This is a genomic window from Actinacidiphila sp. bgisy144 (genome assembly GCF_057708105.1).
Genome location: NZ_JBYIRM010000018.1, coordinates 84,089 through 110,001 on the forward strand (window position 1 = coordinate 84,089; position 25,913 = coordinate 110,001).

29 protein-coding genes and 1 tRNA gene are annotated in these 25,913 nt (G+C 72.9%); 20 read left to right on the top strand and 10 right to left on the bottom strand.

Going from position 1 to position 25,913, the window contains the following annotated elements; all coding sequences use genetic code 11:
- Nucleotides 1-12: 12 nt before the first annotated feature.
- A complete protein-coding gene (locus tag AC3EVP_RS21325) occupies nt 13-492 on the bottom strand; it encodes an SsgA family sporulation/cell division regulator (RefSeq protein ID WP_335977756.1) in 480 nt (159 codons plus the stop codon).
- A gap of 281 nt (nt 493-773) precedes the next feature.
- Here AC3EVP_RS21325 and AC3EVP_RS21330 point away from each other — a divergent pair, with 281 nt between their 5' ends.
- Together AC3EVP_RS21330 and AC3EVP_RS21335 are read left to right on the top strand one after the other, a co-directional pair.
- Nucleotides 774-2,030 carry an RDD family protein gene (locus tag AC3EVP_RS21330; RefSeq protein WP_435131839.1) on the top strand — a complete coding sequence of 419 codons (1,257 nt, stop codon included), beginning with the start codon at nt 774-776 and terminating at the stop codon, nt 2,028-2,030.
- Nucleotides 2,031-2,096: 66 nt separating this feature from the next.
- Nucleotides 2,097-2,738, top strand: coding sequence for an RDD family protein (locus tag AC3EVP_RS21335; protein ID WP_435131842.1), 642 nt, complete (start codon nt 2,097-2,099; stop codon nt 2,736-2,738).
- A gap of 31 nt (nt 2,739-2,769) precedes the next feature.
- Here the strand turns inward: AC3EVP_RS21335 and AC3EVP_RS21340 are convergent, their stop codons facing one another.
- Entirely contained in the window at nt 2,770-3,009 is a 240-nt protein-coding gene (locus AC3EVP_RS21340; protein ID WP_435131845.1) for a hypothetical protein, read from the bottom strand.
- Nucleotides 3,010-3,333: 324 nt separating this feature from the next.
- Here AC3EVP_RS21340 and AC3EVP_RS21345 point away from each other — a divergent pair, with 324 nt between their 5' ends.
- Together AC3EVP_RS21345 and AC3EVP_RS21350 are read left to right on the top strand one after the other, a co-directional pair.
- Nucleotides 3,334-5,748 carry an immune inhibitor A domain-containing protein gene (locus tag AC3EVP_RS21345; RefSeq protein WP_488179816.1) on the top strand — a complete coding sequence of 805 codons (2,415 nt, stop codon included), beginning with the start codon at nt 3,334-3,336 and terminating at the stop codon, nt 5,746-5,748.
- A gap of 92 nt (nt 5,749-5,840) precedes the next feature.
- Nucleotides 5,841-6,155, top strand: a complete 315-nt coding sequence (locus tag AC3EVP_RS21350; protein WP_335977761.1) for a hypothetical protein — start codon at nt 5,841-5,843, stop codon at nt 6,153-6,155.
- 57 nt (nt 6,156-6,212) lie between these two features.
- Here the strand turns inward: AC3EVP_RS21350 and AC3EVP_RS21355 are convergent, their stop codons facing one another.
- Both AC3EVP_RS21355 and AC3EVP_RS21360 read right to left on the bottom strand, forming a co-directional pair.
- Nucleotides 6,213-6,809: an isochorismatase family protein gene (locus AC3EVP_RS21355; protein ID WP_435131851.1), complete on the bottom strand. Its 597-nt coding sequence runs from the start codon at nt 6,807-6,809 to the stop codon at nt 6,213-6,215.
- 110 nt (nt 6,810-6,919) lie between these two features.
- On the bottom strand, nt 6,920-8,251 hold the full coding sequence (locus AC3EVP_RS21360) for a nicotinate phosphoribosyltransferase (protein WP_435131854.1): 1,332 nt from the start codon (nt 8,249-8,251) through the stop codon (nt 6,920-6,922).
- A 98-nt stretch (nt 8,252-8,349) separates the two neighbouring features.
- Here AC3EVP_RS21360 and clpS point away from each other — a divergent pair, with 98 nt between their 5' ends.
- The 11 genes from clpS to rdgB all read left to right on the top strand — a co-directional run bounded on the left by clpS (nt 8,350) and on the right by rdgB (nt 16,439).
- Nucleotides 8,350-8,661, top strand: a complete 312-nt coding sequence (gene clpS, locus AC3EVP_RS21365) for an ATP-dependent Clp protease adapter ClpS (protein WP_335977767.1) — start codon at nt 8,350-8,352, stop codon at nt 8,659-8,661.
- Nucleotides 8,661-9,224: a DUF2017 domain-containing protein gene (locus AC3EVP_RS21370; RefSeq protein ID WP_335977769.1), complete on the top strand. Its 564-nt coding sequence runs from the start codon at nt 8,661-8,663 to the stop codon at nt 9,222-9,224. The genes clpS and AC3EVP_RS21370 overlap by 1 nt, the downstream gene beginning before the upstream one ends.
- 181 nt (nt 9,225-9,405) lie before the next feature.
- Nucleotides 9,406-10,920, top strand: coding sequence for an amino acid permease (locus tag AC3EVP_RS21375; RefSeq protein ID WP_435131858.1), 1,515 nt, complete (start codon nt 9,406-9,408; stop codon nt 10,918-10,920).
- Nucleotides 10,921-10,951: 31 nt separating this feature from the next.
- Entirely contained in the window at nt 10,952-11,362 is a 411-nt protein-coding gene (locus AC3EVP_RS21380) for a M67 family metallopeptidase (RefSeq protein ID WP_335977772.1), read from the top strand.
- A gap of 318 nt (nt 11,363-11,680) precedes the next feature.
- Nucleotides 11,681-11,986, top strand: a complete 306-nt coding sequence (locus AC3EVP_RS21385; RefSeq protein ID WP_435131861.1) for a MoaD/ThiS family protein — start codon at nt 11,681-11,683, stop codon at nt 11,984-11,986.
- The gene (locus AC3EVP_RS21390) at nt 11,986-12,936 is read left to right on the top strand and encodes a PLP-dependent cysteine synthase family protein (protein WP_435131864.1); all 951 of its coding nucleotides are present in this window, start codon (nt 11,986-11,988) and stop codon (nt 12,934-12,936) included. The genes AC3EVP_RS21385 and AC3EVP_RS21390 overlap by 1 nt, the downstream gene beginning before the upstream one ends.
- 284 nt (nt 12,937-13,220) lie before the next feature.
- A complete protein-coding gene (locus tag AC3EVP_RS21395; RefSeq protein WP_335977778.1) occupies nt 13,221-13,973 on the top strand; it encodes an MBL fold metallo-hydrolase in 753 nt (250 codons plus the stop codon).
- 158 nt (nt 13,974-14,131) lie between these two features.
- Nucleotides 14,132-14,365: a PTS sugar transporter subunit IIB gene (locus tag AC3EVP_RS21400; protein ID WP_335977779.1), complete on the top strand. Its 234-nt coding sequence runs from the start codon at nt 14,132-14,134 to the stop codon at nt 14,363-14,365.
- A 118-nt stretch (nt 14,366-14,483) separates the two neighbouring features.
- A complete protein-coding gene (gene rph / locus AC3EVP_RS21405) occupies nt 14,484-15,212 on the top strand; it encodes a ribonuclease PH (RefSeq protein ID WP_335977781.1) in 729 nt (242 codons plus the stop codon).
- Nucleotides 15,213-15,321: 109 nt separating this feature from the next.
- Nucleotides 15,322-15,810, top strand: a complete 489-nt coding sequence (locus AC3EVP_RS21410) for a hypothetical protein (protein ID WP_335977782.1) — start codon at nt 15,322-15,324, stop codon at nt 15,808-15,810.
- 23 nt (nt 15,811-15,833) lie between these two features.
- A complete protein-coding gene (rdgB, locus tag AC3EVP_RS21415) occupies nt 15,834-16,439 on the top strand; it encodes an RdgB/HAM1 family non-canonical purine NTP pyrophosphatase (RefSeq protein WP_435131868.1) in 606 nt (201 codons plus the stop codon).
- Nucleotides 16,440-16,494: 55 nt separating this feature from the next.
- On the opposite strand, the gene AC3EVP_RS21420 is transcribed toward rdgB, so the two are convergent.
- From AC3EVP_RS21420 to bcp, 4 genes are all read right to left on the bottom strand, one after another.
- Nucleotides 16,495-16,578 (bottom strand) — tRNA-Leu (locus AC3EVP_RS21420).
- Nucleotides 16,579-16,639: 61 nt separating this feature from the next.
- Nucleotides 16,640-17,152: an HNH endonuclease signature motif containing protein gene (locus AC3EVP_RS21425; RefSeq protein WP_435131870.1), complete on the bottom strand. Its 513-nt coding sequence runs from the start codon at nt 17,150-17,152 to the stop codon at nt 16,640-16,642.
- The gene (locus AC3EVP_RS21430) at nt 17,149-17,799 is read right to left on the bottom strand and encodes an HNH endonuclease (protein WP_435131873.1); all 651 of its coding nucleotides are present in this window, start codon (nt 17,797-17,799) and stop codon (nt 17,149-17,151) included. Before AC3EVP_RS21430 ends, AC3EVP_RS21425 begins: the two co-directional genes overlap by 4 nt.
- Nucleotides 17,800-17,880: 81 nt before the next feature.
- Nucleotides 17,881-18,348, bottom strand: coding sequence for a thioredoxin-dependent thiol peroxidase (gene bcp / locus AC3EVP_RS21435; protein WP_435131875.1), 468 nt, complete (start codon nt 18,346-18,348; stop codon nt 17,881-17,883).
- 99 nt (nt 18,349-18,447) lie between these two features.
- Here bcp and AC3EVP_RS21440 point away from each other — a divergent pair, with 99 nt between their 5' ends.
- Nucleotides 18,448-18,774, top strand: a complete 327-nt coding sequence (locus tag AC3EVP_RS21440) for a DUF3618 domain-containing protein (RefSeq protein WP_435131877.1) — start codon at nt 18,448-18,450, stop codon at nt 18,772-18,774.
- 49 nt (nt 18,775-18,823) lie between these two features.
- Nucleotides 18,824-19,123, top strand: coding sequence for a GroES family chaperonin (locus AC3EVP_RS21445; protein ID WP_202238557.1), 300 nt, complete (start codon nt 18,824-18,826; stop codon nt 19,121-19,123).
- A 55-nt stretch (nt 19,124-19,178) separates the two neighbouring features.
- On the opposite strand, the gene AC3EVP_RS21450 is transcribed toward AC3EVP_RS21445, so the two are convergent.
- Nucleotides 19,179-21,554, bottom strand: a complete 2,376-nt coding sequence (locus AC3EVP_RS21450; RefSeq protein ID WP_435131879.1) for a transglycosylase domain-containing protein — start codon at nt 21,552-21,554, stop codon at nt 19,179-19,181.
- 284 nt (nt 21,555-21,838) lie between these two features.
- Between AC3EVP_RS21450 and AC3EVP_RS21455 the strand changes: the two genes are divergently transcribed.
- The 3 genes from AC3EVP_RS21455 to AC3EVP_RS21465 are packed head-to-tail and all read left to right on the top strand — an operon-like array spanning nt 21,839 to nt 24,651.
- A complete protein-coding gene (locus tag AC3EVP_RS21455) occupies nt 21,839-22,642 on the top strand; it encodes an ABC transporter permease (RefSeq protein WP_335977792.1) in 804 nt (267 codons plus the stop codon).
- Entirely contained in the window at nt 22,635-23,570 is a 936-nt protein-coding gene (locus AC3EVP_RS21460; protein WP_435131882.1) for an ABC transporter permease, read from the top strand. The genes AC3EVP_RS21455 and AC3EVP_RS21460 overlap by 8 nt, the downstream gene beginning before the upstream one ends.
- 4 nt (nt 23,571-23,574) lie before the next feature.
- Entirely contained in the window at nt 23,575-24,651 is a 1,077-nt protein-coding gene (locus tag AC3EVP_RS21465) for an ABC transporter ATP-binding protein (RefSeq protein WP_435131884.1), read from the top strand.
- A 31-nt stretch (nt 24,652-24,682) separates the two neighbouring features.
- On the opposite strand, the gene AC3EVP_RS21470 is transcribed toward AC3EVP_RS21465, so the two are convergent.
- On the bottom strand, nt 24,683-25,813 hold the full coding sequence (locus tag AC3EVP_RS21470; protein WP_435131887.1) for an aminotransferase class V-fold PLP-dependent enzyme: 1,131 nt from the start codon (nt 25,811-25,813) through the stop codon (nt 24,683-24,685).
- Between the last annotated feature and the right edge of the window lie 100 nt (nt 25,814-25,913).

Consider the following 25,913-nt stretch of genomic DNA (forward strand, 5'->3'; position numbering starts at 1 on the left):
CCGCCGCCGCGCTCACGCACTGGCGTCCGGGGTGTCGTCGGAGTCCGACCACGGGTCGCGCAGCCACAGCTCGTCGCCGGCCGCGGGAGCCAGCAGCCGGCTCAACCCGTCGTCCATGCCGAGCTGTTCGTGCTCGCTGCCCGGCGGCACCACCCGCAGCGTGCGCTCCAGCCAGGCGGCCACCGGCGAGGACGGCGCCTCCAGCAGCGCGTCGCCGTCGGGCGAACTGAGCGCCATGCACAGCACGCTGCGCCCGTTGACCTTCGTCGGCCAGATCCGCACGTCGCCGTGCCCGCACGGCCGGAACACCCCCTCCACGATCAGCTCACGGGCGAACGTCCAGTTGACGGGCGCGTCGGAGCCGATGTGGAAGGTGATGTGCACCGCATACGGATCGTCCGTGCGGTAGGTCAGCCGAGCCGGCACCGGAATGCTCCGTTCCGGTGAGAGCACGAGCTGCATCTCCAGTTCACGTTCCACCACGTTCTGCATGAGTCCGACGTCCTTTCCTTGGCGCGGTGGCCCCGGGTGCGGGTGTCGCGACGGGGCCTGCACCTGGAAGAGAGCGCGTACCTCTCCAACCATTACGCGGGTTTCCCCGATTCGCTTCAGATTTCTCGAACCCGGAGCGGACGGCGGCGCACCGGGGTAATGACATGTCAACGAGACGTCGTGGAGCGGGGTGCGCGCCGGCGTGGACCCGCCGGGCCGGTCATTCTGGTAGATGTGGACGTGACACCACCCCGCGGTCGAGCAGATACGGAACTGTGACCATGAGCGCACCCACCTCTGGCTCCTCGGGTTCGTCGGCATCCCCCCAGCCGTCCGCGTCCCCGGGTGGGTCCGGCGCTCCTGTGCCCGGGTACTACCCGGACCCGTCGATCCCGCACTACATCCGGTACTGGAACGGCTCCGCGTGGGTGCCGGGCACCAGCCGCCCCGCGCCGGTGGACGGGGCGCTGCCCGGCGGGTCCCCGGCGCCCGTACCCGCGCCGGCCCCCGCCCCCGTACCGGCCCCGGCGCCCGCGCCCGCCGCGCCCGGTCCGCCCGCGCTCGACGAGTCCGGCCCGATGTTCCTCGACGAGGACCCGGCCGCACCTACCGCCGAGCGGTGGAGCGAGACCGGGGTCGGCCCCGTGGCGGCGCCCGCCCCGCAGCGGCCGGTGCCCGACCCGCGGACCCATCTCGCCCAGGAGCAGGCGCCGTCCTGGCCGGCCCCGCACACCGGTGCCGGTGCCGGGCTGCCCCCGATCTCCTGGGGTTCCCCGCAGTCCCCGGCCGTCCAGGAGCCCCTGCCGGCGCCGCAGCCGCCGGCCCCCGCGCCCTTCCCGGCACCGGCCCAGCAGTCCCCGCCGCTGTCGCCCCTGGTGCCCGCACCGGCTCCGGCCCCTGCTCCTGCTCCGGCCGCGCCCGCACCCGTTCCCGAGTCCGCCGCGCAGGCGTCCGCCCCGTGGGCCGCGCAGGTGCAGGACCTGGCCCGGGGCGAGGGCGGGGTGGTGCCGTGGCGGCCGCCGGTGGACGACCCGTTCGGGGCGTCCCGGGCCCCCGACCGGCCCGGCGGGCTGGTCCGCCGGTTCCTGGCCCGGCTGGTCGACGCCGTGGTGCTCGGCGCGGTGACCGCGGTCGCCGCCGTGCCGCTGGGCACCGCGGCCTACCACCACGCCAAGGACAAGGTGGACCAGGCCCGGCTGACCGGGGAGACCGTCCGGGTCTGGCTGATCGACAGCACCACGGGCGCCCAACTCGGCGCCGTACTGGCCACGTTCCTCGTCGCCGGCGTGCTGCTGGAGGTGCTGCCGACCGCGAGGTGGGGCCGTACGCTGGGCAAGCGCCTGGTCGGGCTGCGGGTGCTGGACATCGAGGCGCAACTGCCGCCCGGCTTCGGCCTCAGCGCGCGCCGCTGGCTGCTGCGCACCGTGCTGAACCTGCTGGCGGTCGGCGTGGTCGGCGTGGCCTGGTGCCTCTTCGACCGCCCCTGGAAGCAGTGCTGGCACGACAAGGCGGCCCGTACGTTCGTCGCCCGCGGCTAGCTTCGCCGTACTCCGATCGGCTGCGGCCCGCGGGCGGGGGAGCGGCACCCGGGCTTGACTCGGGGCATGAGTAGCGATCAGCCCGGCGGCGGCTCACCGTACGACAAACCGTCAGGCGGGCAGCAGCCCCCGCCGGACCAGCCGCCGCCCGGCAACCCGTACGGCGGCAACCCGTACGGCGGGGGCCCGGGCGGGCAGAGCCCGTACGACCAGAACCCGTACGGTCAGCAGCCCTACGGCGGCGGCCCGGGCGGCCCCGACCCGCTGGCGGGGATGCCGCCGCTCGCGGAGGCCGGCCGGCGGCTGCTGGCGCGGATCATCGACATCATCATCGTGCTGATCCCCTCCTACCTCCTGGACTGGGCGTCCGTCGGGGCGCAGGGCAGCCACTTCACCGCGGGCCGCTCCGCGGTCGGCGGGATCTTCACCGCGGGCATCGGCTTCCTCTACGAGTTCCTGATGACCCGCGCGACCGGGCAGACCGTCGGCAAGCGCCTGCTCGGGATGCGCGCGGCCATGCTGGACAACGGCCGGGTCCCCGACTCCTACGCCGCCGCGATCCGCGCGGCCATCCTGTGGCTGCCCGCCTTCTGCTGCTCCTGCGTCTGGTTCCTCGTCATCGGCGCGACGATCGTCATCGACCGCCCCTACAAGCAGGGCATCCACGACAAGGCCGCCAAGACCGTCGTGGTCCAGGCCACGCCGTAGTGCGGGAGGCCGGGGCGCCGGGCGCCGCGGCTCAGCGCAGGGAGTGCTCCCGGGCCGGTGCCGGGGCCGCCGCGCGCGCCGGCTGTTCGGCGGCACCGTCCCCGGCGGGCCGCAGCGCGGCCGCGACCACCACCCCGAGCAGCAGCCCGAGCGCGGCGAACCCGATCACCGCCCCGGTGGAGGACGCCCCCGTCAGCAGCAGGACCGCGAAGGTGAACAGGACCACGGTGCCGGCACCGTAGGCGACTTGCGCGTGCGTGGGGCGTGGCATGAGGGGACCGTCCTCAAGGGGGTGCGTCGAGATGCGGGGGCCTGCTGACGGGCGTGACTCTACGGTTCGAAATGCCCAGACCCGTCCCCGGGTAAGCGTTGCCTCACCCGCGGTGCGGAGCACGGGGGGCGCACGGGGTCGCACGTGTGACCGATACCTCAACGCCTGTGCGACGCAGTCCCGTTGGGGCCGCTGGCGTCCGGTCGGCGGATCGCGGTCACCGGGAAGCGGCCCAGCTAACCAGCACGTCATGCGCAAGTCAAGATCTGTCTTTTCGCCCGTCGCTCCGGTGCAATGGCATTTCCCAAGGGGAGGTCAAGGATCTTGAAAAGACAGCACTGGATCAGCCAAAGAGCCGCCCTGGCAGCCGCGATAGCCGTGCTCGCGGTCCCGGCCGCCGCCACCGGCGCGGCCGCGGCGTCCGCGGGCTCCGGCAGCACCGGCACCACATCCGCCGCCGCCGAGCACGACCCGGCGCAGGCCGAACCGCACAACCTGCCGGGCCCGTTCAGCAAGCAGCAGGCCGCCGAGCACTCCGCGGCCCTCCAGCAGGTCGTCTCCGGCGACGCCACCGTCCAGCAGCGCGACGGCTCCCAGGTGGTCCAACTCGGCCACGGCAAGGGCAAGCAGAGCAAGTACGTCGAGCTGGGCCGGGAGAAGACCGACAAGATCTTCACCATCCTGGTGGAGTTCGGCGACCAGGTCGACGACACCACGACCTACGACCCCGACGGCCCGGACGGACCCGAGCCGCCCGTGGCCAAGTACGGCGGCGACCCCGGCCCGGCCCACAACACCATTGCCCAGCCGGACCGTTCGCAGGACAACAGCACCGCCTGGCAGGCCGACTACGACCAGCAGCACTTCCAGGACCTGTACTTCTCCCACGCCAAGGACACCGAGTCGCTGGCGAAGTACTACGAGAAGCAGTCCTCGGGCCGCTACTCGGTCGACGGCGAGGTCTCGGACTGGGTCAAGGTCCCCTACAACGAGGCCCGTTACGGCTCCGACTGGTGCGGCTCCACCATCTGCTCCAGCGCCTGGGACCTGATCCGCGACGCCACCACCGCCTACGTCGCCGACCAGCAGGCGCATGGCCGCACCGCCGCGCAGATCAAGGCCGACCTGGCGCAGTACGACCAGTGGGACCGCTACGACTACGACGGCGACGGCGACTTCAACGAGCCGGACGGCTACATCGACCACTTCCAGATCGTGCACGCCGGTGAGGACCAGTCGGCCGGCGGCGGCGCCCAGGGCACCGACGCGCTGTGGGCGCACCGCTGGTACGCCTACGGCAGCGACGCGGGGAAGACCGGGCCCGAGGGCGACAAGGCCGGCGGCACCGAGATCGGCGACACCGGCATCTGGGTCGGCGACTACACCCTCCAGCCGGAGAACGGGGGCCTGGGCGTCTTCGCCCACGAGTACGGCCACGACCTCGGCCTGCCCGACGAGTACGACACCTCCTACGTCGGCGAGAACAGCACCGCGTTCTGGACGCTGATGTCCTCCGGCTCCTGGATGGGCACCGGCCAGAACGCCATCGGCGACCTGCCCGACGACATGAACGCCTGGGACAAGCTCCAGCTCGGCTGGCTGAACTACGGCACCGCCAAGGCCGCGACCCGCTCCACCACCAAGCTGGGCGTCGCCGAGTACAACACCAAGGACAAACAGGCGCTGGTGGTGCAGCTGCCCGACAAGTCCGTCACCACCACCGTCACCACGCCCGCCGAGGGCGACAAGCAGTGGTGGAGCGGCATGGGCGACGACCTGTCCAACACCCTGACCCGCACCGTGGACCTCACCGGCGCCACCACCGCCGCCCTGGACCTCAAGGGCTGGTGGGACATCGAGCAGAACTACGACTTCCTCTACACCGAGGTCTCCACCGACGGCGGCGCGAACTGGACCGCGCTGGAGGGCACCGCGAACGGCAAGGCGCTGCCCCGCGACGGCAGCGACCGCCCGGCCCTGACCGGCACCTCCGGCGCCTACGAAAACCTGTCCTTCCCGCTGGACGCCTACGCCGGCCGGCAGATCCAGCTGCGCTTCCGCTACGCCACCGACGGCGGCGTGGCCCAGCAGGGCTTCGCGGCCGACGCGATCAGCGTCACCGCCGACGGCGAGGCGCTGCTCACCGACGGCGCCGAGACCGACGACAACGGCTGGAGCGCCGACGGCTTCTCCCGGATCGGCGCCTCCTTCAGCAAGGACTACCCGGAGTACTACATCGCCGAGAACCGGCAGTACACCTCGTACGACACCACGCTGAAGACCGGCCCGTACAACTTCGGCTGGACCAGCACCCGGCCGGACTGGGTGGAGCACTACCCGTACCAGACCGGGCTGCTGGTGTGGCTGTGGGACACCTCGCAGCAGGACAACAACGTCGGCGCCCACCCCGGCAGCGGCGAGATCCTGCCGGTGGACGCGCACGCCAAGCCGGAGACGTTCACCGACGGCACCGTCATCCGCAACCGGGTCCAGGCGTACGACTCGCCGTTCAGCTGGTACCCGTCGGCCGGGTTCACCCTCCATGACGACGGCGTCGCCAAGCGCATCGCCGCCAAGCCCGGCGCCCCGGTCTTCGACGACCACTACGGAACGTACTGGTACGCGAGCAACCCGTACGGCAGCGTCAAGGTCCCCGACACCAACACCCGGCTGACGATCACCGGCCAGGCCCTCGACGGGAGCACCCTGACGGTCCAGGTGAGCCCGTCACATCGGTAACATCGGTCACACTCGCCGCGCTGACCTGCGGTGACGCGACGTACGGCCGCCGTCCCCTGGTGGGCGGCGGCCGATGCGCAGAAGATGTGCTCATGGCGGTCGGCGGTTTCATCAAGCTCCCGGGCGGCACGGTCGTGGTGGCGCTCGCCCTGCCGCACCCGGCGTGCCCCGAGCTGGCCGTACGGGTGGTGGTGCACGCGGTGAACCGCCAGCGCGCCCTGACCCGGCTGAGCAACCTCGGGTTCCGCGGCGCGCGGCTGACCGGCAACGCCGAGCCGCCCACCCCCGACGAGGTCTCCGCGGTGCTGCACCACCCCGACGGCCTGGTCTGGCGGGAGTACGGGGCCCTGGGCACGGACCCCTGGTACCCGATCTCCACGCTGAAGCGGCTCAGCCACCACGCGTAGCCGGCGGGTTCCCTTGCGCGGGACCCGGGCAAGGGGCAAGGGGCCTGGGGCCTGGGGTCACGCTCCGCCCGCGGCCGCGACCTCTCCGTGCAGCTCCACCCCGGCCGCCCGCAGCTGCACCAGCGCCTGCCGGGTGGTCTCCGGCGCCACCCCCGCGGTCAGGTCCAGCAGCACCCGGGTGGTGAAGCCCTCCCGGGCCGCGTCCAGCGCGGTGGCGCGCACGCAGTGGTCGGTGGCGATCCCCACCACGTCCACCTCGTCGACCTCCCGCTCGCGCAGCCACGCGGCCAGCCCGGCGCCGTTCTCGTCCCTGCCCTCGAAACCGCTGTACGCCGCCGCGTAGGCGCCCTTGTCGAAGACCGCGTCCACCGCGCCCGAGGCCACCGCGGGCGTGAAGTTCGGGTGGAACCCGACCCCCTCGGTGCCCGCGACGCAGTGCGGCGGCCAGGACGACACGTAGTCCGGCTCGTCCGAGAAGTGGTCGCCCGGGTCCACATGGTGGTCGCGGGTCGCCACGACGTGCCGGTACACCCCGGCGGACTGCCCGATCAGGTCGGTGACCGCGGCGGCCACGTCCGCGCCCCCCGGCACCGCGAGGCTGCCGCCTTCGCAGAAGTCGTTCTGCACGTCCACGATGATCAGTGCGCGGTGCATGTCTGTCTCCGAGTGCTTTCCGGTTCGCCGGTGCCGAGCGTAGGGACTGAGCCCCTCCCACGGGAAGAGGGGGCGCGGGCCGCCTCTTCCCGCGGGCGGCCGGGACCGGCCTACATGGTCTCCGTGGGGAGCACCGGCTCGCCACGCGAGAGCTGGGTCGCCGACAGCGGCAGCCCCGCCCGCGCGGCGATGTGCCGGGTGCGCGCGGCGTCCAGCGGCTCGCGCCCGACCACCTCGCCGCCGCGCACCAGCGGCACCAGCAGCTGCCGGTCCACCAGGTCCGCGGGGATCTCGCCGCTGCCCACCACCTCGGCCTCGGCGACGCCGTCGGCGTCCAGCCGCCGCGCGGCCCACTTGCGGCCGCCCACGCTGGTCTTCCCGCCCAGCGCCCGCTTGGCGACCGGGGTGAGCGGCGCGTCCGCCTCGCCGGGCACGGACGCGCGGGCGACCAGCTTGTAGACCATCGCGCAGGTGGGGTGCCCGCTGCCGGTGACCAGCGACGTGCCGACCCCGTAGGCGTCGACCGGCGCCGCGGCCAGCGACGCGATCGCGTACTCGTCCAGGTCGGAGGTGACCACGATCTTCGTCTCCCGCGCCCCGAGGTCGTCCAGCTGCTGCCGCACCCGGTGGGCGAGCAGCAGCAGGTCGCCGGAGTCGATCCGGACCGCGCCCAGCTCCGGCCCGGCCACCTCCACGGCGGTGCGCACCGCCTCGGTCAGGTCGTAGGTGTCCACCAGCAGCGTGGTGCCGCGGCCGAGCGACTCGACCTGCGCGGTGAAGGCGTCCCGCTCGCTGTCGTGCAGCAGGGTGAAGGCGTGCGCGCTGGTGCCGATGGTGGGCAGCCCGTAGCGGAAGCCGGCGGCGAGGTTGGAGGAGGAGCGGAACCCGCCGACGTAGGCGGCCCGCGCGGCGGCGACCGCGGCCAGTTCGTGGGTGCGCCGCGCGCCCATCTCCATCAGCGGCCGGCCGCCGGCCGCCACCGCCATCCGGGAGGCGGCCGCGGCGATCGCCGAGTCGTGGTTGAGGATCGACAGGACCACCGTCTCCAGCAGCACCGCCTCGGCGAAGCTGCCCTCCACCCGCAGGATCGGCGAGCCGGGGAAGTACACCTCGCCCTCGGGGTAGCCCCAGATGTCGCCGGTGAAGCGGTAGTCCGCGAGCCACTTCAGCGTCGCTGCGTCCACCACCCGCTCCCGTTCGAGGAACTCCAGCACGGGAGCGTCGAACCGGAAGTTCTCCACCGCGTCCAGGACGCGGCCGGTGCCGGCCGCGACGCCGTAGCGCCGCCCCTCCGGCAGCCGCCGGGTGAACGCCTCGAAGACCGAACGGCGGTGCGCGGCGCCGCTCTTGAGCGCCGCCTGAAGCATCGTGAACTCGTACCGGTCGGTGAACAGCGCGGTGGACGGCACGTCCACCGGCAGTGCCAGGTCTGCTGTGCTCATGGCGATGATGCTACCCCTCATTTCGTCAAACTGACGAGATCTCGCTCTGTGGGCCCTCTCACACGCCCATTTGTGCGACGGCCCCCCGGGGCGGCAGCATGGAACCTGTGAGTGTCGCGCCTGTTGAGATCGAGCGTCCCGAGTCGAGCGGGGCCCCTTCCGTGGTCCCCGAACCGGACGTTCCGTGGGTGACGCTCGTGCACAACGACCCCGTCAACCTCATGAGCTACGTGACGTACGTGTTCCAGACGTACTTCGGGTACTCGAAGAGCAAGGCCACCAAGCTGATGAAGGACGTCCACTACAAGGGGCGGGCCGTGGTCTCCAGCGGCACCCGCGAGGAGATGGAGCGGGACGTGCAGGCGATGCACGGCTACGGTCTGTGGGCGACGCTGTCCCAGGACCGCTGATGGCGCGCCGACGGGCCCGCGCCGGCTACTTCGAGCCGGTCCGCGGCGGCGGGGCGGCCATCGCGCTGGACGAGGTGGAGATCTCGATCCTGCGCAGCCTGACCGTGCAGCTGCTGGAACTGGTCGGCCCGGGCGAGCAGCCGGACGGCGCCGACGACGACCCGCTCGCGCGGCTCTTCGCCGAGGGCCCCACCAAGCCCCCGGACGACCCCGCGCTGGCCCGGCTCTTCCCGGACGCCTACGAGGAGACCGCCGACGCCTCGGAGTTCCGCCGCTTCACCGAGAACGACCTGCGGGCCCGCAAGCGCGACGACGCGCTGGCGGTGATCCGGGGCCTGGACGCGGGCGGACCGGTGCTGAAGCTGACCGGCGACGAGTCCCGGCAGTGGCTGGGCACCCTCAACGACCTGCGGCTGACCCTGGGCACCCGGCTCGGCGTCAGCGAGGACGAGGGCAGCGAGCTGTACCACCTGCCCGACAGCGACCCCCGCAAGCCGCTGGTCATGGCCTACCTGTGGCTCGGCGGGCTCCAGGAGAGCCTGGTCGAGACGCTGATGCACTGATGCACTGATGCACTGATGCACTGATATGTACTGAGGGCACTGACGGCTCCTCGCGCGGCGCACCCCCGCCCCAAGCTCCCGCGCAACCCGGGCGGCGCGTTCTTCGGCCTTTACGGTGGCGTGCGGCCCGGCTGCCCCGCCGACCGGGCCGCGGCGCCCGCCACGGGGTACACATCCGCGCATGGCGGACGAAACGCGTGTGCGGCCCGGGCCCGGCGAGCCCGCGGACACCGAGGGCTACGCCCGGGGCCTGGGCAGCCGGCAGGTCCAGATGATCGCGATCGGCGGCGCCATCGGCACCGGCCTGTTCCTCGGCGCCGGCACCGCGATCCACCGGGCCGGCCCCGGCCTGCTGCTGATGTACGCCGTCGCCGGCGCGGTCGTCTTCTGCATCATGCGCGCCCTGGGCGAACTGCTCACCTACCGCCCGGTCTCCGGCTCCTTCGCCGACTACGCCCGGGAGTTCCTCGGCCCCTTCACCGGCTACGCCACCGGCTGGACCTACTGGCTGATGTGGGTCGTCACCGGCATGGCCGAGGTCACCGCCGCGGCCACCTACACCGCCTACTGGTGGCCGGCGGTGCCGCAGTGGAGCGCCGCGCTGGTGTTCCTGCTGCTGCTGGCCGGCGTCAACCTGGTCTCGGTGGGCCTCTTCGGCGAGATCGAGTTCTGGCTGTCCACGGTGAAGGTCACCGCGATCCTCGGGATGATCCTGATCGGCGTCGGCGTGCTCACCCTCGGGGTGTCGGCAGCCGGGCACACCGCGTCCGTCGGCCACCTGTGGCGGGACGGCGGCTTCTTCCCCCACGGCGTCGGCCGGTCGCTGCTGACCTTGCAGATGGTGATGTTCGCCTACCTCGCCGTCGAACTCGTCGGCGTCACCGCGGGCGAGGCCCGCGAACCGCGCCGCACCCTGCCCAAGGCGATCAACACGCTGCCGTGGCGGATCGCGCTGTTCTACGTCGGCGCGCTCGCGGTGATCCTGTGCGTGGTGCCCTGGACCCGCTTCCAGCCCGGCGTCAGCCCCTTCGTGGCCGCCTTCGCGGAGATCGGCATCCCTTTCGGTGCTGGGGTGGTCAACTTCGTGGTGCTCACCGCCGCCCTGTCGTCCTGCAACTCCGGGATGTACTCCACCGGCCGCATGCTGCGCGACCTCGCCGCCAACGGGCAGGGCCCGCGCGCCTTCGACCGGCTCACCGCCCGCCGCACCCCGGCCGCCGGCACCCTCGCCTCGGTGGGCGTGATGGGCGTCGGCGTATGGGTCAACTACGTCGACCCGGACGGGGCGTTCACCTACATCACCGCCTTCGCCACCGTGGCCGCGGTGTGGACCTGGGCGGTGATCCTCCTCGCGCACATCCGCTACCGCGCCGCCGTACGCGCCGGTCGGGCCGCACCCGCCTGGTTCACCGCACCCGGGGGAGCGGCCGCCAGCTGGTGCGCGCTGGCCTTCCTCGCCCTCGTCCTGGTGCTGATCGGCATCGACACCGACGCCCGGGTGTCGCTGTACGGGGTGCCGCTGTGGGCGGCGCTGCTCGGCGCCGGCTACCGGGTGCTGCGCCGGCGCGACCCGGCGGCGTTCGCCCGCCGCCCGCACCTGCCGCCGGGTGCCCCCGGCGCGGACGGCCCCGGGCCGGGCGCCCCGGACCCGGCGGTAGGCGAGGCCGGCGGACTGCCCGGCACCCCGGCCGTGTAGCCGCCGCGGCGGCCCCTGTTACTTTTCCCGCATGCTCACCATCACCCAGGACCTGTACGACGCGATCGTCGCCCACGCCCGCGCCGACCACCCCGACGAGGCGTGCGGGATCGTGGCGGGCCCGGCGGGCAGCGGCCGCCCCGAGCGGTTCGTGCCGATGCTGAACGCGGCCCGCTCGCCGACGTTCTACGAGTTCGACTCCACCGACCTGCTCCGGCTCTACCGCGACATGGACGACCGCGACGAGGAGCCCGTGATCGTCTACCACTCGCACACCGCGACCGAGGCGTACCCCTCCCGGACCGACATCAGCTACGCCAACGAGCCCGGCGCGCACTACGTCCTGGTCTCCACCGCGGAGGAGTTCCAGTTCCGCTCGTTCCGCATCCTGGACGGCCAGGTCACCGAAGAACCGGTCGAAGTGGTGCCATCCGCGCCCTGACCTTCCGGATGCTGGGACGGGCTCGCCGGGCGCCGGGCGGGAATCGATACGATGACCGCATGGTTGTCCATGGTGTGAGCGACTCATGAGCGGCACCGCACCCGGTGCGCTGCTCGTGGCGCGGCTGCACGTCGACCTGTGCCGCCGCACCGCCGCGGCGTGTCAGTAGCCACGTACGCCCTCCGCCGAGGCGACCCGCCGCCCGCCGTGGCCCGGCCCCCGTGGTCCGGCAGAAAACCGCACGGCCCGCACCGCACCACCCCGGCTCCAGACCGGCGTCACCCACCCCGCTTCGTCCGCACCCACAGGAGCACCGTCATGGCCATCGAGGTCCGCATCCCGACCATCCTCCGCACGTACACCGACGGCCAGAAGGCCGTCGAGGGTGCCGGGACCACGCTCGACGAGCTGTTCACCGACCTCGACTCCCGCCACGCCGGGCTGCGCGACCGGGTCGTCGACAACGGCGAACTGCGCCGCTTCGTGAACGTGTACCTCAACGACGAGGACGTCCGCTTCCTCAAGGGCATCGCCACCGAGGTCGCCGACGGCGACAGCGTGACGATCCTGCCCGCCGTCGCCGGCGGCTCGACCGCCGTCACCGCCCCGTCCGGCCACCGCTGATGCGGTACGACAGCCCGCTGGCCGCGGTCGGCAACACCCCGCTGGTGCGGCTGCCCCGGCTGTCGCCCTCGGACCGGGTGAGCGTCTGGGCGAAGCTGGAGGACCGCAACCCGACCGGCTCGGTCAAGGACCGGCCCGCGCTGCACATGATCGAGCGGGCCGAGGCCGAGGGCGTGCTCACCCCCGGCTGCACCATCCTGGAGCCGACCTCCGGCAACACCGGCATCTCGCTGGCGATGGCGGCCCGCCTCAAGGGCTACCGCATCGTCTGCGTGATGCCCGAGAACACCTCGTCCGAGCGGCGCGAACTGCTGGCGATGTGGGGCGCGGAGATCATCTCCTCGCCCGCGGCCGGGGGTTCCAACACCGCGGTGCGGGTGGCGAAGGAACTCGCCGCCGAGCACCCGGACTGGGTGATGCTCTACCAGTACGGCAACGCGGCCAACCCCGGCGCCCACTACGCCACCACCGGCCCGGAGATCCTCGCCGACCTGCCCACCATCACGCACTTCGTGGCGGGCCTGGGCACCACCGGCACCCTGATGGGCGTCGGCCGCTACCTGCGGGAGAAGGTGCCCGGCGTCACCATCGTGGCCGCCGAGCCGCGGTACGACGACGTCGTCTACGGCCTGCGCAACCTCGACGAGGGCTTCGTCCCCGAGCTGTACGACGAGTCGGTGCTCTCCACCCGCTACTCGGTCGGCTCGCAGGACGCGGTGCGCCGCACCCGCGAACTGCTGTCCGAGGAAGGCATCTTCGCCGGGGTCTCCACCGGTGCCGCGCTGCACGCGGCGCTCGGCGTGGCCCGCAAGGCGGAGCACTCCGGCGAGCGGGCGGACATCGTCTTCGTGGTCGCCGACGGCGGCTGGAAGTACCTGTCCACCGGCATCTACACCGCCGCCTCCACCGAAGAGGCGGTCGCCGCGCTGCACGGCCAGCTCTGGGCGTAAGGCGCCTGCGGCGAACGGCACTTGGCCCGGCGGCGCCCCCGCGCGGGACGACCGCCCGGACACCGCCTACCACGGACGACCCGCCCCCGGCCGCACGGTCGGGGGCGGGTCGCGTTCGCAGCGGGGTTCGGGGTGACCCGGACTGGTGATTCCGCCCACAACCGGTGCCCGTAAGAGCGCGCTGCGCAGCGGCCCGCTTTACCCTTCCTAGAACGTGGCGGGAGTCCGCCACCCTAGGAGCCGGAATCGGGGCGAGCGCCGCGCCCTCGGAGGTGGACCCCGCGATGAACCTCACCGTCGTCGGCTGCTCGGGCTCGTTCCCGTCCGCGGACTCGGCCTGTTCGAGCTACCTGCTCGAAGCGGACGGCTTCCGGCTGCTGCTCGACATGGGCAACGGGGCCCTGGGCGAACTCCAGCGCCATTGCGGCCTGTACGACCTGGACGCGGTGCTCCTCAGCCACCTGCACGCCGACCACTGCATCGACATGTGCGGCTACTTCGTGGCCCGCTACTACCGGCACGAGGGCGGCCCGGTCTCGGCGATCCCCGTCTACGGCCCGGCCGGCACCGAGCGGCGGTTGAACATCGCCTACGGCGACGTGCCGGACGAGAAGTGCATGAGCGAGGTCTTCGACTTCCGCACCCTGGAGCCCGGCGCCTTCCGGCTCGGCCCGTTCCAGGTCACCACGGACGCGGTCAGCCACCCGGTGGAGGCGTACGGCTTCCGGATCGAGGCGGACGGCCGCAGCCTCGCCTACTCCGGCGACACCGGGCCCTGCGAGGCGCTCAGCGGCCTGGCCGAGGGCGCCGACCTGTTCCTGTGCGAGGCGTCCTTCACCCACGGCAAGGAGGACATCCCCGACCTGCACCTCAACGGGCTCCAGGCCGGGCAGATCGCCGAGAGCGCGGGCGCGGGGCGCCTGGTGCTCACCCACATCCCGCCGTGGACCAACCCGTCGGTCAACCTCCGTGACGCGCAGACCGCCTTCGGCGGGCCGGTCGAGCTGGCGAAGGCGGGCGCGGTCTACGAGATCTGACCGGCCCCCGGCCGTACGCCCGGCGCCGGTGCACCGTCCGTGACCGCCGGTGACGTCCCCCCAACAGTGGGTTAGTGTGACATATCGGAAACACACCGACCCGCCCGGCGGGCCCCGGCACGCCACAGCAGCCGGGGCCAGGACGACAGGAGACGCGGATGGCCACCAAGGCAGAGAAGATCGTCGCCGGGCTCGGCGGGATCGACAACATCGAAGAGGTCGAGGGCTGCGTCACCCGGCTGCGCACCGAGGTCGTCGACCCCGGCCGGGTCGACGAGGACGCCCTCAAGGCCGCCGGCGCCCACGGGGTGGTCAAAATGGGCACCGCGATCCAGGTCGTCATCGGCACCGACGCCGACCCGATCGCCGACGAGATCGACCAGATGATGTAGCCGCGCCGGCCACCTGGGCCGCCCGGGCCGCCCCGCCCGGCGCCCCCGGCCCCGCGCTCCCAAAGGACGGCGGCAGACCGTGACTCCGGGTGGCCGTTCACCCGGATAGGCTCCACACATGTCACGATTCGACGGCCGCACCCCCGACCAGCTCCGCCCCGTCACCATCGAGCGGGGCTGGAGCAAACACGCCGAAGGGTCCGTCCTGGTCTCCTTCGGCGACACCCGAGTCCTCTGCACCGCCAGCGCCACCCAGGGCGTACCCCGCTGGCGCAAGGGCAGCGGCGAAGGCTGGGTCACCGCCGAGTACAGCATGCTGCCGCGCGCCACCAACACCCGCGGCGACCGCGAGTCCGTCCGCGGCAAGATCGGCGGCCGCACCCACGAGATCTCCCGCCTGATCGGCCGCTCGCTGCGCGCCGTCATCGACTACAAGGCGCTCGGCGAGAACACCGTCGTCCTCGACTGCGACGTCCTCCAGGCCGACGGCGGCACCCGCACCGCCGCGATCACCGGCGCCTACGTCGCCCTCGTCGACGCCGTCAGCTGGATGCAGGCCAACCACCTGGTCCGCCTCAAGGCCAAGCCGATCACCGGCAGCGTCGCCGCGGTCAGCGTCGGCATCGTCGACGGCGTCCCCGTCCTCGACCTCCCCTACGAGGAGGACGTCAAGGCCGAGACCGACATGAACGTCGTCTGCACCGGCGACGGCCGCTTCGTCGAGGTCCAGGGCACCGCCGAGGGCGCCCCCTTCGACCGGGCCGAACTCGACGCGCTGCTCGCACTGGCCACCGGCGGGTGCGCCGAGCTGACGAAGATCCAGCAGGCGGCTCTCGCCGAGGGCTGACCGCAGTTGATCGCCCGCCCCCGCGCGGGCGGCCCCGTGTACCGTGTGCCGCGTGTCAACCGACGTGCGGCACACGGCCGTACGCCCGCGACAGGGGAGGGGCCACCGCATGAACGTCCGCCGCCGCACCGCGGTCCGCACCGCCGTCCGCGCCACCGCCCGCACCGCCCCAGGCGCCGCACGCTCCACACCGGCCGCCCGCTTACCGGTCCCCGCCGCAGCCCTCCCGGCCGCCGTCCTGCTGCTCACCGCCTTCCTCACCACCGCCTGCCAGGGCGCCGCCGCCCGCGCACTGGACTGCGCCAAGACCGCCGCTGCCATCGCCGGCGACATCCAGGACCTCCAGAGCACCGCCACCAACGTCGGCCAGGTCTCCGACGCCGGCCGCCGCAAGGACACCGTCTCCGCGCTCGACAAGGTGCAGAAGGACCTCAACCGGCTCGGCAGCGGCCACGGCTCCGACGTCGGCCACGCCGCCTCCGACCTGTCCACCTCGGTCCGCCACGCCCGCACCACCGCCGCCGGCGGCCACGACCCCGACCTGCGCCCCGTCGCCTCGGCGGCCGGCCGGCTGACGGTGGTCTGCGCCAAGGGATAACGGCGCCAAGGGATAATCGCGGCATGACCACCCGCCTCGTCCTCGCCACCCGCAACGCCCACAAAGTCACCGAACTGCGGGCCATCCTCGCGGCGGCCGGCCTCGACCACGAACTCGTGGGCGCCGACGCCTATCCGGAGATTCCCGACGTCAAGGAGACCGGGGTCACCTTCGCGGAGAACGCGCTGCTCAAGGCGCGCGCCCTCGCCGACGCGACCGGACTGCCCGCGATCGCCGACGACTCGGGCCTGTGCGTGGACGTGCTGGGCGGCGCCCCCGGCATCTTCTCCGCCCGCTGGGCCGGCCGGCACGGCGACGACGCCGCCAACCTCGACCTGCTGCTCGCCCAGCTCGGCGACATCGAACACCCCCACCGCGCCGCCCACTTCACCTGCGCGGCCGCCCTGGCGCTGCCCGACGGCACCACCCGCGTCGTCGAGGGCCGGCTGCGCGGCACCCTCCGCCACGCCCCCGCGGGCACCGGCGGTTTCGGCTACGACCCCATCCTCCAGCCCGACGGCGAGGAGCGGACCTGCGCCGAGCTGACCGCCGAGGAGAAGAACGCCATCAGCCACCGCGGCCAGGCCTTCCGCGCCCTGACCCCCCTCCTCACCGACCTCCTCCCCTGAGCAGGCGGAAAAGCAGCGAGCCCGCCGGGAACACCCAGCGGGCTCGCCTTGCACGTGCGGTCGGTGGGACTCGAACCCACATGGGATTTCTCCCACGGCGTCCTAAGCGCCGCGCTTATGCCAGTTCAGCAACGACCGCCAGCAGCCTCATGGTATCGGGTCGCCCTACTTCGTGTCGGCCCCACATCAGGCCACAGCCGTCACCGCTCGGCACCAGGCTCCGTCCGCCCACCGCCACGGCACCAGGTCGATGTGACCGCATGGCAGTTCGGGCAGAGCAGCCGTAGGTTCGGTGCGCGGTTGTCCGCAGGGTCGCCGTTCACATGGTCGACCTCCAACGTGATCGGCTGCCCGCGCCACACCGGTGGTGTCCCGCACTCGGCACACGTCTCCGGAACTCCCGTCTCCAGCAGCGCTCGGCGCAGCAGCGATGTCCTCGTTCGGGCCGCGTCGCCACGCTTGACGAGGATCTCGGCGGGTGCCCGGCGCGGTATCGGGCCCGGCCGGCCTCGGCCGTGCGCCTGGCCGAGGAGGTGCGAGGTGTCGAGCCGGTCCTCGGCCACCCAAGCCCGCAGCAGCGCGCGGGTCCGGCTGCCGTCCGGTATGCCCAGAGCGCGGAGCACACCCGCGATCGAGACCGCGTCGGCGACGGCGTCCCGCAGCCGCTGTGGTGCAGGCCGTGCGGCCGCTCCTTCGCCGGCCGCCCTGCTCACGAGGCACGACCCTTCGCCCGACCGCGGTAGGAATCCGTCGCCGCATGGCAGTTGGGGCAGAGCAGCCGTAGGTTCGGTGCGCGGTTGTCCCGCCAGTTCGCGTCGACGTGGTCGACCTCCAGGGGCAGGGGCCGGCCCCGCCAGACCGGACCTGTGCCGCAATGTGCGCACTGCTCCGGGACACCCCGCGCCAGCAGGGCCCGCTTGAGCCGGTCGCCGGGTATCCGCCGGGCGCGGGCGGGAGCCTGCACCACCAGCAGCGACTCCGGGGACGGCCGTCCGCGACGCTCGCCCTGCCGGGAAGGCGGCGCGAAGTGCGAGGTGTCGATCCCGAGCGCCCTGACCCGGCGGGTGATGTGCGTGTGGTGGCCGCCGGTCACGTCGAGACCGAGTCGGCGTAGAACCTCGCACATGGTGGTCGATGCCGCGACGGCCGGCGCCAGGGCCTCCTTCGTCCACCGAGTGCCCTCCCGCCGTAGGTGGGAGGTGTCGATCCCGTGGCGGCGGATCAACTCCCGGACGTACTTGCGGGTCGGGCTGCGCGGGTCCACCCCGAGGCGCCGCAGCGCCTCGGAGAGCGTCTGCGACGGCGCCACGGCCGCCGCGAGACGCTCCCGCGTGTAAGGACTCACTCTTCGCGCCGCCATGACGCCCCCGCGCTCGTTCGTGTGTTCGCTTCTTCGTACGGGTCAACGAGGCGGGGCAGCCGGAGTTACGTGGACGGAGGGTCAGATCTTGAGGTCGCGGAGGAGTTTGGCGACGTGGCCGGTGGCCTTGACGTTGTAGAAGGCGTGTTCGACCTTGCCGGTGGGGTCGATGACGAGGGTGGAGCGGATCACGCCGGTGACGGTCCTGCCATACATGGTCTTCTCACCGTAGGCGCCGTAGGAGGTGAGGACGGCGCGGTCGGGGTCGGCGAGGAGGGTGACCTTGAGGGACTCCTTGTCGCGGAACTTCGCGAGCTTCTCCGGCTTGTCCGGGGAGATCCCGATCACGTCGTAGCCGGCCTCGGCGAACACCTCGAGGTTGTCGGTGAAGTCGCACGCCTGCTTGGTGCAGCCGGGGGTCAGGGCGGCGGGGTAGAAGTAGACGACCACCCGGCGGCCGAGGTGGTCGGCGAGCGAGACCTGCTTGCCGTCGGCGTCCGGCAGGGTGAACGCGGGGGCGGTGTCGCCGGGGGCGAGACGGTCGGACATGGAGGCTCCTGGGGCAAACGGGGGTGCCGACGAGGCGCGGGCCGCGTCGTACTGACAGACTGTCCGAACGCTACCTAATCAGGCGATGGAGGCAGTGCGGTGTCGGAAGGTGCCAGGACGGCCGCTCAGATCGAGGCGGATATCGCCCGCAGACGGCAGGACCTCGCGGTGACGCTGGACGAGATCGCGGTCCGGGTCCACCCGGTGACGATCATGCGGGACACCAAGGCGAAGGCGGTCTCCGCGCTCGACCACACGGTGGGGCAGGCGTACGTCGCCGCGAACCGTGCGGTCAGCCGGGCGCGGGCGCAGTTCGTCGACGAGGACGGCGCGCCGCGCATGGAGCGGGTCGTGCCGGCCGCGGTGGCCGGGGCGGCGGTCGTGGTCGCGGTGGCCGGTCTCATCGTGCGGCGCCGTCGCCGGTAGGTTCGTCGGCGTGAGTTCGAAGAGTGCACACGACAAGCTGCCCATCCGGATGCTGCACGACCGCGTGCTGGTGCGGCAGGACAACGGTGAGGGCGAGCGCCGCAGCGGCGGCGGCATCCTGATCCCGGCGACCGCGGCCGTCGGGAAGCGGCTGGCCTGGGCGGAGGTCGTCGCGATCGGCCAGCACGTGCGGACCGTCGAGGTCGGCGACCGGGTGCTGTTCGACCCGGAGGACCGGGCGGAGGTGGAGGTGCAGGGCGTGGCGTACGTGCTGATGCGGGAGCGCGACCTACACGCCGTGGCCGCCGAGCGCCTCCAGGGCGACGACTCGACCGGCCTGTACCTGTAGCACGCCGGCACCAGCACCAGCACCAGCACCGGCACCCGCGCCGGGGGCGGCCGCCCTATCCGCCGCGGGTGCCGGTCAGGCTGTCGGTGCCGCCGGTCCGGCCGGTGCCGCTCTGGTCGCCGCCCTGCGGGGCGAGGGTGTCGGTCGGGTCGCCGCCGGTGGGCGGTTGGACCGGGTCGGTCGGGACCGTGCTCGTCGGCGGGGTGGTGGGCGGGACGGTGGTGCCGGTGGTGGGCGGGGTGGTGGTCGGCTGCTGGCTGGGCGGTGTGGTCGCGCCGGTGGACGGCGCGGTGGTGATGCCGCCGTCGTCGGGTGTGGTGGGCTGGTCGCTCTGCGGGGCGACGGTCTGGCTGCCCTGCTGCATGTCGAGGTCGAAGTCGCTGACCTGCTGCCCCTTGAGCGCGGTGGCGGTGTAGTCGGCCCAGAGCGCGCCGGGTGGGCCGCCGCCGTTGATGCGGGCGGTGTTCATGGAGCCGTTGAGCTTCTCCTGGGCGCCGTTGGCGGGGTTCATGCCGAACAGGGCGACCACGGTGGCGAGTTTCGGCGTGTAGCCGGCGAACCAGGCGGCCTTGTCGTTCTCCGCGGTGCCGGTCTTCGCGGCGGACGGCCAGCCGGAGGCCTGTGCGGCCGCGGCGGTGCCGCCGGGGGTGTCGACGACGCTCTGGAGCATCGCGGTGGTGGTGTCGGCGGCGCTGCGCGGCACCGCCTGCACCGGCTTGCGGTCCGGCAGCCCGAGGGTGTCGCCGTCCTTGGTGATCTTCGCCACGATCGAGTAGGGGATCTCCACGCCGTGGTTGGCGAGGGTGGCGTACGCCTGGGCCATGTCCAGCGGGCTGGCGCTGTTGGGGTCGGACTGGCTGCTGCCGAAGGCGCCCAGTGCCATGGCCGGGGTCTGCGGGATGTCCACGGCGTCGGGAATGCCGAGGTCGTGGGCGGTCGCGATGACCTTCTTGGTGCCGACGTCCTGGGCCATCTGCGCGAAGACGGAGTTGACGGACTTGTCCATGGCCCGGGTGACGGTGATGTTGCCGTAGTCGGTGCCGTCCTCGTTGTCCGGGTGGTAGCCGACCGGGCCGTTCGGGCCCTGGACCTGGCGGCCGCTGGTGCCGTTGTAGATCGTGGTGGGGGTGATGGTCCGCCCGTCCTGGGTGGTGGAGTCGTTCTGCAGCGCCGAGGTGAAGATCACCGGCTTGAAGGTGGAGCCGGGCTGGTAGGTCCGGTTGGTGGCGCTGCTGACGTACTGCTTGGTGTAGTCGATGCCGCCGTAGAGCGCGACGACGTCGCCGGTGGCGGGGTCGATGGAGACGCCGCCGGCCCGGACGTACTTGTCCTGCTTGGCGTGGCCGAGCTGGTCGTAGACGTCCTTCTGGGCCGCCTTGACGAAGGCGTCCTCCTTGGGCTTCTGGATGGTGGTGACGATGCGGTAGCCGCCCCGGGACAGCGCGGAGGCGTCCACGATGTGGTTGTCGGTCAGGTACTGGTTGACCGCCTCGATGATGTAGCCGCGCTGGCCGGCCTTGCTCGCGACGGGCTTGGGTTTGCCGATCGTCGGGAACTTGGTGGCGGCGCGCTGGGCGGGGGTGAGCCAGTGCTCCTTGACCATGCCGTCCAGGACGTAGTTCCAGCGGGCCTTGGCGGCGGGCGCGTTCTCGGGGTGCGCGGACAGGTCGTACTCGCTGGGCGCGTTGAGCAGCGTGGCGAGGTAGGCGCCCTGGGCGGTGGTGAGGTCGGAGGCGTTCTCGCTGAAGTACGCCTGGGCGGCGGCCTCGATGCCGTACGCGTTGCGGCCGTAGTAGCTGGTGTTGAGGTAGCCCTGGAGGATCTGGTCCTTCGACTCGTTCTGGTCCAGCTTGATCGCGATGAAGAACTCCTTGACCTTGCGCGAGGCGGTCTGGCTCTGCGTGAGGTAGTAGTTCTTGACGTACTGCTGGGTGATCGTCGAGCCGGACTGCTTGCCCTTGCCGGTGGCGGTGTTCCAGGCGGCGCGCAGCATGGACTTCGGGCTGACCGCGGACTCGTGGTAGAACTTGCGGTCCTCCGCGGCCAGGGTGGCGTAGCGGGCGGTCCTGGCGATCTGGTCGAGCTGGACGTTCTGCCGGTTGACCGCGCCGTCGCGGGAGATCTCGGTCTTGCCGTCGGAGTAGAGGTAGACGTTGCTCTGGGCGGTGGCGGCGGCGTTGGCGTCGGGGATGGACACGAGCGCGTAGCCGACGAAGAACGCGCCGACCAGGAGCAGCAGCAGGGTGAGGGTGCCGCCGAGCGCCATCCGCCAGGTCGGCAGCAGCCGGCGCAGGCCGGTGCGGCGCGGTCGGCCGGAGGCGGCCGGGCGGGGCGCCCAGCCCTCCTGGCGCAGGCCCGCCGCCTGGTGTGCGTCCGGGCTCGCGTTCGAGTCCGCGCCCCGGTCCGTACTCCGGTTCGGATCGTCACTCATGTCTGTAAGGACTCCTCGGCCGCCGCCAGGGTTGGCCTGGGGCGGTACATCATGGACCAACCGTTACGTACGCGTCCGTACACCCACGTAGTCCTCCGACTCCCACACTGTCGCATCATCTGTGCGGTGCTGATCGGCATCGCACTTCCGTGACAGGGCTGTGACGAGCCCTACGGGGTGGCTCGATCACCCGTTCGGCCCAGGAAAACCGTTGGCAGCAGCGGGGTGTGCGGGGCTAGGGTCGGCGGTTTGTGTGTCGGGCCACGTGAGGGGGTTCACAGCCGATGGGCGGTTTCTACGGGGCGGTGGTCACGCGGGGCTTCCGCCGCTACGCCACCTACCGGGTCGCCACCGCCGCCGGGGTCTTCACCAACTGCGTCTTCGGTCTGATCATCAGCTACAGCTATCTCGCGCTGTGGGACCAGCGCCCGCACCTGGGCGGCTACGACCGGGCGCAGGCGCTGACGTACGTGTGGCTGGGGCAGGCGCTGCTGACGCCGATGGCGCTGATGGGCGGCGGGTGCGAGGACGAGTTGATGGAGCGGATCAGGTCGGGGGACATCGCGGTGGACCTGTACCGGCCGGCCGATCTCCAGGGCTGGTGGCTGGCGACGGACCTGGGGCGGATGGGTTTCCAGCTGCTGGGGCGCGGGGTGCTGCCGGTGCTGTGCGGCGCGCTCGTCTTCGACGTGGCGCTGCCGTCGGCGCCGTCGACCTGGCTGCTGTTCGCGGTGTCGGTGGTGCTGGCCGGGCTGGTCAGCTTCGCGCTGCGCTTCATGGTGGGCCTCAGCGCGTTCTTCCTGCTGGACGGCGCCGGGGTGAGCCAGGCGCTGATGCTGACCGGGTTGTTCTTCTCGGGGATGCTGCTGCCGCTGACGGTCTTCCCGGGCGCGCTGGGCGAGCTGGCGCGGGCCCTGCCGTGGGCGTCGATGCTCCAGGTGCCGGCGGACGTGCTGCTCGGGCGGCACAGCGGCGCCGGGGCGCTGCTGGCGCTGTGCGGCCAGGCCGGCTGGGCGGTGGCGCTGCTGGGCCTGGGGCGGCTGCTCCAGTCGGCGGCGACGCGCAGGGTGGTGGTCCAGGGTGGCTGAGGCCGAAGCCGGGACGCGTACGGGCGGTGCGCGGGTGCCGCGGCCGGCCGGGGCGTACGACCGGTCCGGTCCGTGGGGCGATGACGGCGGCGGGCGCCGCGGCCCGTACCGCCTGGCGGTGCGGGCCCGGGAGGCGGTGCGCGCCTACGGCCTGATCGTGGGGATGTGGGTGCGCTCCACCATGGCCTACCGCACGTCCTTCGTGCTGACCACGCTCGGCAACTTCACCGCGACGCTGCTGGACTTCGTCACGATCGTGCTGATGTTCGGGAACATCCACCGGCTGGGCGGCTTCACGCTGCCGGAGGTGGCGTTCCTGTATGGGGCGTGCAGCACCTCCTTCGGCATCGCCGACCTGGTGATGGGCTCCATGGACCGGCTGGGCCGCCGGGTGCGCGACGGCACCTTGGACACGCTGCTGCTGCGCCCGGTGCCGGTGCTGGCGCAGGTCGCCGCGGACCGCTTCGCGCTGCGCCGGATCGGCCGGATCACGCAGGGCGCGGTGGTGCTGGGCTGGGCGCTGTGGCGGGTGGACGTGCACTGGACGGCGGTGAACGTACTCATGGTGCCGCTGATGCTGGTGTCGGGCGGGGCGATCTTCAGCGCGGTGTACGTGGTCGGCGGCGCGTTCCAGTTCTGGGCGCAGGACGCCTCGGAGGTGCAGAACTCGGTGACCTACGGCGGCAACACGATGCTCCAGTACCCGCCGGGGATCTTCGCCCGCGACCTGGTGCGGGGGGTCACCTTCGTGGTGCCGCTCGCCTTCGTCAACTGGCTGCCCGTGCTGCACGTGCTGGGCCGGCCGGACCCGCTCGGCCTGCCCGGGTGGCTGGACTTCGCCTCCCCGGCCGTCGCCGCGGTCTGCTGCGTGCTCGCGGCCGCGGCCTGGCGGCGGGGTCTTCGTACCTACCGCAGCACAGGGAGCTGAGACGGTGAGCGACATCGACCGGCCGGCCGGGCAGGACCCGGACCCGGCCACGGATACGGCCACGGATACGGCCGCGGGTACGGGCAGGGCCACGGCCCCGGGTACGGCCGCGGCTACGGCCCCGGCCGACCCGGTCATCGAACTCGACGGCGTGGAGAAGGTCTTCGACGTACGCCGCAAGGCCGGGTGGCTGCGGCGCGAACGGCACCAGGTGCGGGCCGTGGACGGGATCAGCTTCAGCGTGCCGCGCGGCGAGATCGTCGGCTACATCGGGCCGAACGGCGCGGGCAAGTCCACCACGATCAAGATGCTCACCGGCATCCTCAACCCCAGCGCGGGCCGGGTGCGGGTGGACGGCATCGAGCCGGCCCGCGACCGCACCCGGCTGGCCCGGCGGATCGGCGTGGTCTTCGGGCAGCGCACCACCTTGTGGTGGGACCTGCCGCTGCGCGACTCCTACGAGCTGGTCCGGCGGATGTACCGGATTCCGGCCGCCTCCTACGCCCGCAACCTCGGCGCCTGCGTGGAACTCCTCGACCTCGGGCCGCTGCTGGACGTGCCGGTGCGGCAGCTCTCGCTCGGGCAGCGGATGCGCGGGGACATCGCGGCGGCGCTGCTGCACGACCCGGAGGTGCTCTACCTCGACGAGCCGACGATCGGGCTGGACGTGGTGAGCAAGAGCCGGGTGCGGGACTTCCTGCGGGACTTCAACGCCGAGCGGGGCACCACGATCCTGCTCACCACGCACGACCTCACCGACATCGAGAGCCTGTGCCGCCGGGTCATGGTCATCGACCACGGGAAGGTCATGTACGACGGCGACCTCACCGGGCTGCACGCGGTGGGGGAGAGCGAGCGGACGCTGGTCGCGGACTTCGCCCGGGAGCTTCCCCCGGTTCAGCTGCCGGGGGCGCGGCTGGTGGCGGTGGACGGGCCGCGGCAGTCCTTCGCCTTCCCCGCGCACGCCTCGGCGGCGCCCCTGGTCGCGGAACTGGCCGCGCACCACCCGCTGGTGGACCTCTCCCTGCGCGAGCCCGACATCGAGGACGTCATCGCGCGGATGTACGCCGGGCGCGGCTGACCCCGTTCCGGCAGGCGGGCGGCCCGCACCGTCACAAGGACGCGAGGGCCGCCCGCACGCGGGAGATCGCCGCGGGCGTGGTGGAGGCGTGGGCGGACAGCCGGAGCGAGTCGGTGCGGGTGGTGGGGGTGACCCCGTGCGCGTGCAGGGCGGCTGCGACGTCGGCGGCGGGGGTGCCGGGCATGCGGAAGGAGACGATGCCGGCGCGTTCGGCGGGCGCGTCGGGGGACAGCAGCAGCCCGCCCGCGCCGCGTACGGCGTCGATCAGCTCGCCGGTCCGGGTGCGGATGTGCGCCTCGATCGCCGGTACGCCGACGGCCTCGACCAGGGCGAGGGCGGCCTCCAGCCCGGCGGCGGCGACGGGGCTGAGGTTGGTGACGCTCCAGCGCTGGGCGCCGTCGGCCGGCGGGTGCTCCTCGTCGTCGAAGAGCCCGGCGTCGCGGACGCCGGTCCAGCCGGTGAGGGTGGGTTCGAGCCGCTCGAGGGCGCGGTCGGAGAGGGTGGCGAACCCGGTCGACCAGCTGGCCCGCAGCCATTTCTGCCCGCCCGCGACGACGACGTCGGCGGCCTGCCAGGGCAGGTCGGCCGCGCCGAAGCCCTGGATGGCGTCCACGACGAGCAGCCGGTCCGGCCCGATCACCTCGCGCAGGGCCGCGAGGTCCGCGCGGTGGCCGGTCCTGAAGTCCACCGCGCTGACCGACAGCGCGACCACGTCGCCGGTCAGGGCCGCGCGCACCGCGTCGGGGGTGACCCGGCCGTCCGGGCCGGCGGCCAGCCAGCGCGGCACGGCCCGGCCGAGCCCGGCCGACCGCCGCCACGGGTAGTGGTTCGCCGGGAAGTCCCCGGCGGGCACCAGCACCGCGCCGCCGGGCAGCCCGAACGCGGCGTGGAACATCCCCGTGGAGGCGTTCGGCAGCAGCACCGTGTGCGCCGGGTCGGTGCCGGCCAGCCGCGCCGCGGCCTGCTGGGCGCGCTGCTCGGCCCGCATGAGGTCGTTCACGGTGTGCTGGTCCGCACGGGCGGAACGGGCCAGCGCGTCGGAGGTGGCGGCGAGCACCTGGCGGGACGGCGGCCCGTACCGTGCGAAGTCGAGGTAGCCCTCGGGCTCCTCGAAGTGCTCGGCGTACCCGGGCAGCCCTCCGCCGGTGTGCTGCGGTGTCATCGCGGTGTTCTCCTGGGGTCTGCTGGGGTCTGCTGGGGTGTGCGGGCCGCTGCCGGGGCCCTCCTCGCAACCTCCCGCGGCGCGCGGGGAGGCGCCGGGA

What these genes read in the sequence shown, in the direction of transcription:
- AC3EVP_RS21325 (WP_335977756.1), bottom strand. Translation starts at nt 492, where the DNA reads ATGCAGAACGTGGTGGAACGTGAACTGGAGATGCAGCTCGTGCTCTCA.
- AC3EVP_RS21330 (WP_435131839.1), top strand. Translation starts at nt 774, where the DNA reads ATGAGCGCACCCACCTCTGGCTCCTCGGGTTCGTCGGCATCCCCCCAG.
- AC3EVP_RS21335 (WP_435131842.1), top strand. Translation starts at nt 2,097, where the DNA reads ATGAGTAGCGATCAGCCCGGCGGCGGCTCACCGTACGACAAACCGTCA.
- AC3EVP_RS21340 (WP_435131845.1), bottom strand. Translation starts at nt 3,009, where the DNA reads ATGCCACGCCCCACGCACGCGCAAGTCGCCTACGGTGCCGGCACCGTG.
- AC3EVP_RS21350 (WP_335977761.1), top strand. Translation starts at nt 5,841, where the DNA reads ATGGCGGTCGGCGGTTTCATCAAGCTCCCGGGCGGCACGGTCGTGGTG.
- AC3EVP_RS21355 (WP_435131851.1), bottom strand. Translation starts at nt 6,809, where the DNA reads ATGCACCGCGCACTGATCATCGTGGACGTGCAGAACGACTTCTGCGAA.
- AC3EVP_RS21360 (WP_435131854.1), bottom strand. Translation starts at nt 8,251, where the DNA reads ATGAGCACAGCAGACCTGGCACTGCCGGTGGACGTGCCGTCCACCGCG.
- clpS (WP_335977767.1), top strand. Translation starts at nt 8,350, where the DNA reads ATGGAACCTGTGAGTGTCGCGCCTGTTGAGATCGAGCGTCCCGAGTCG.
- AC3EVP_RS21370 (WP_335977769.1), top strand. Translation starts at nt 8,661, where the DNA reads ATGGCGCGCCGACGGGCCCGCGCCGGCTACTTCGAGCCGGTCCGCGGC.
- AC3EVP_RS21375 (WP_435131858.1), top strand. Translation starts at nt 9,406, where the DNA reads ATGGCGGACGAAACGCGTGTGCGGCCCGGGCCCGGCGAGCCCGCGGAC.
- AC3EVP_RS21380 (WP_335977772.1), top strand. Translation starts at nt 10,952, where the DNA reads ATGCTCACCATCACCCAGGACCTGTACGACGCGATCGTCGCCCACGCC.
- AC3EVP_RS21385 (WP_435131861.1), top strand. Translation starts at nt 11,681, where the DNA reads ATGGCCATCGAGGTCCGCATCCCGACCATCCTCCGCACGTACACCGAC.
- AC3EVP_RS21390 (WP_435131864.1), top strand. Translation starts at nt 11,986, where the DNA reads ATGCGGTACGACAGCCCGCTGGCCGCGGTCGGCAACACCCCGCTGGTG.
- AC3EVP_RS21395 (WP_335977778.1), top strand. Translation starts at nt 13,221, where the DNA reads ATGAACCTCACCGTCGTCGGCTGCTCGGGCTCGTTCCCGTCCGCGGAC.
- AC3EVP_RS21400 (WP_335977779.1), top strand. Translation starts at nt 14,132, where the DNA reads ATGGCCACCAAGGCAGAGAAGATCGTCGCCGGGCTCGGCGGGATCGAC.
- rph (WP_335977781.1), top strand. Translation starts at nt 14,484, where the DNA reads ATGTCACGATTCGACGGCCGCACCCCCGACCAGCTCCGCCCCGTCACC.
- AC3EVP_RS21410 (WP_335977782.1), top strand. Translation starts at nt 15,322, where the DNA reads ATGAACGTCCGCCGCCGCACCGCGGTCCGCACCGCCGTCCGCGCCACC.
- rdgB (WP_435131868.1), top strand. Translation starts at nt 15,834, where the DNA reads ATGACCACCCGCCTCGTCCTCGCCACCCGCAACGCCCACAAAGTCACC.
- AC3EVP_RS21430 (WP_435131873.1), bottom strand. Translation starts at nt 17,799, where the DNA reads ATGGCGGCGCGAAGAGTGAGTCCTTACACGCGGGAGCGTCTCGCGGCG.
- bcp (WP_435131875.1), bottom strand. Translation starts at nt 18,348, where the DNA reads ATGTCCGACCGTCTCGCCCCCGGCGACACCGCCCCCGCGTTCACCCTG.
- AC3EVP_RS21445 (WP_202238557.1), top strand. Translation starts at nt 18,824, where the DNA reads ATGCTGCACGACCGCGTGCTGGTGCGGCAGGACAACGGTGAGGGCGAG.
- AC3EVP_RS21450 (WP_435131879.1), bottom strand. Translation starts at nt 21,554, where the DNA reads ATGAGTGACGATCCGAACCGGAGTACGGACCGGGGCGCGGACTCGAAC.
- AC3EVP_RS21455 (WP_335977792.1), top strand. Translation starts at nt 21,839, where the DNA reads ATGGGCGGTTTCTACGGGGCGGTGGTCACGCGGGGCTTCCGCCGCTAC.
- AC3EVP_RS21470 (WP_435131887.1), bottom strand. Translation starts at nt 25,813, where the DNA reads ATGACACCGCAGCACACCGGCGGAGGGCTGCCCGGGTACGCCGAGCAC.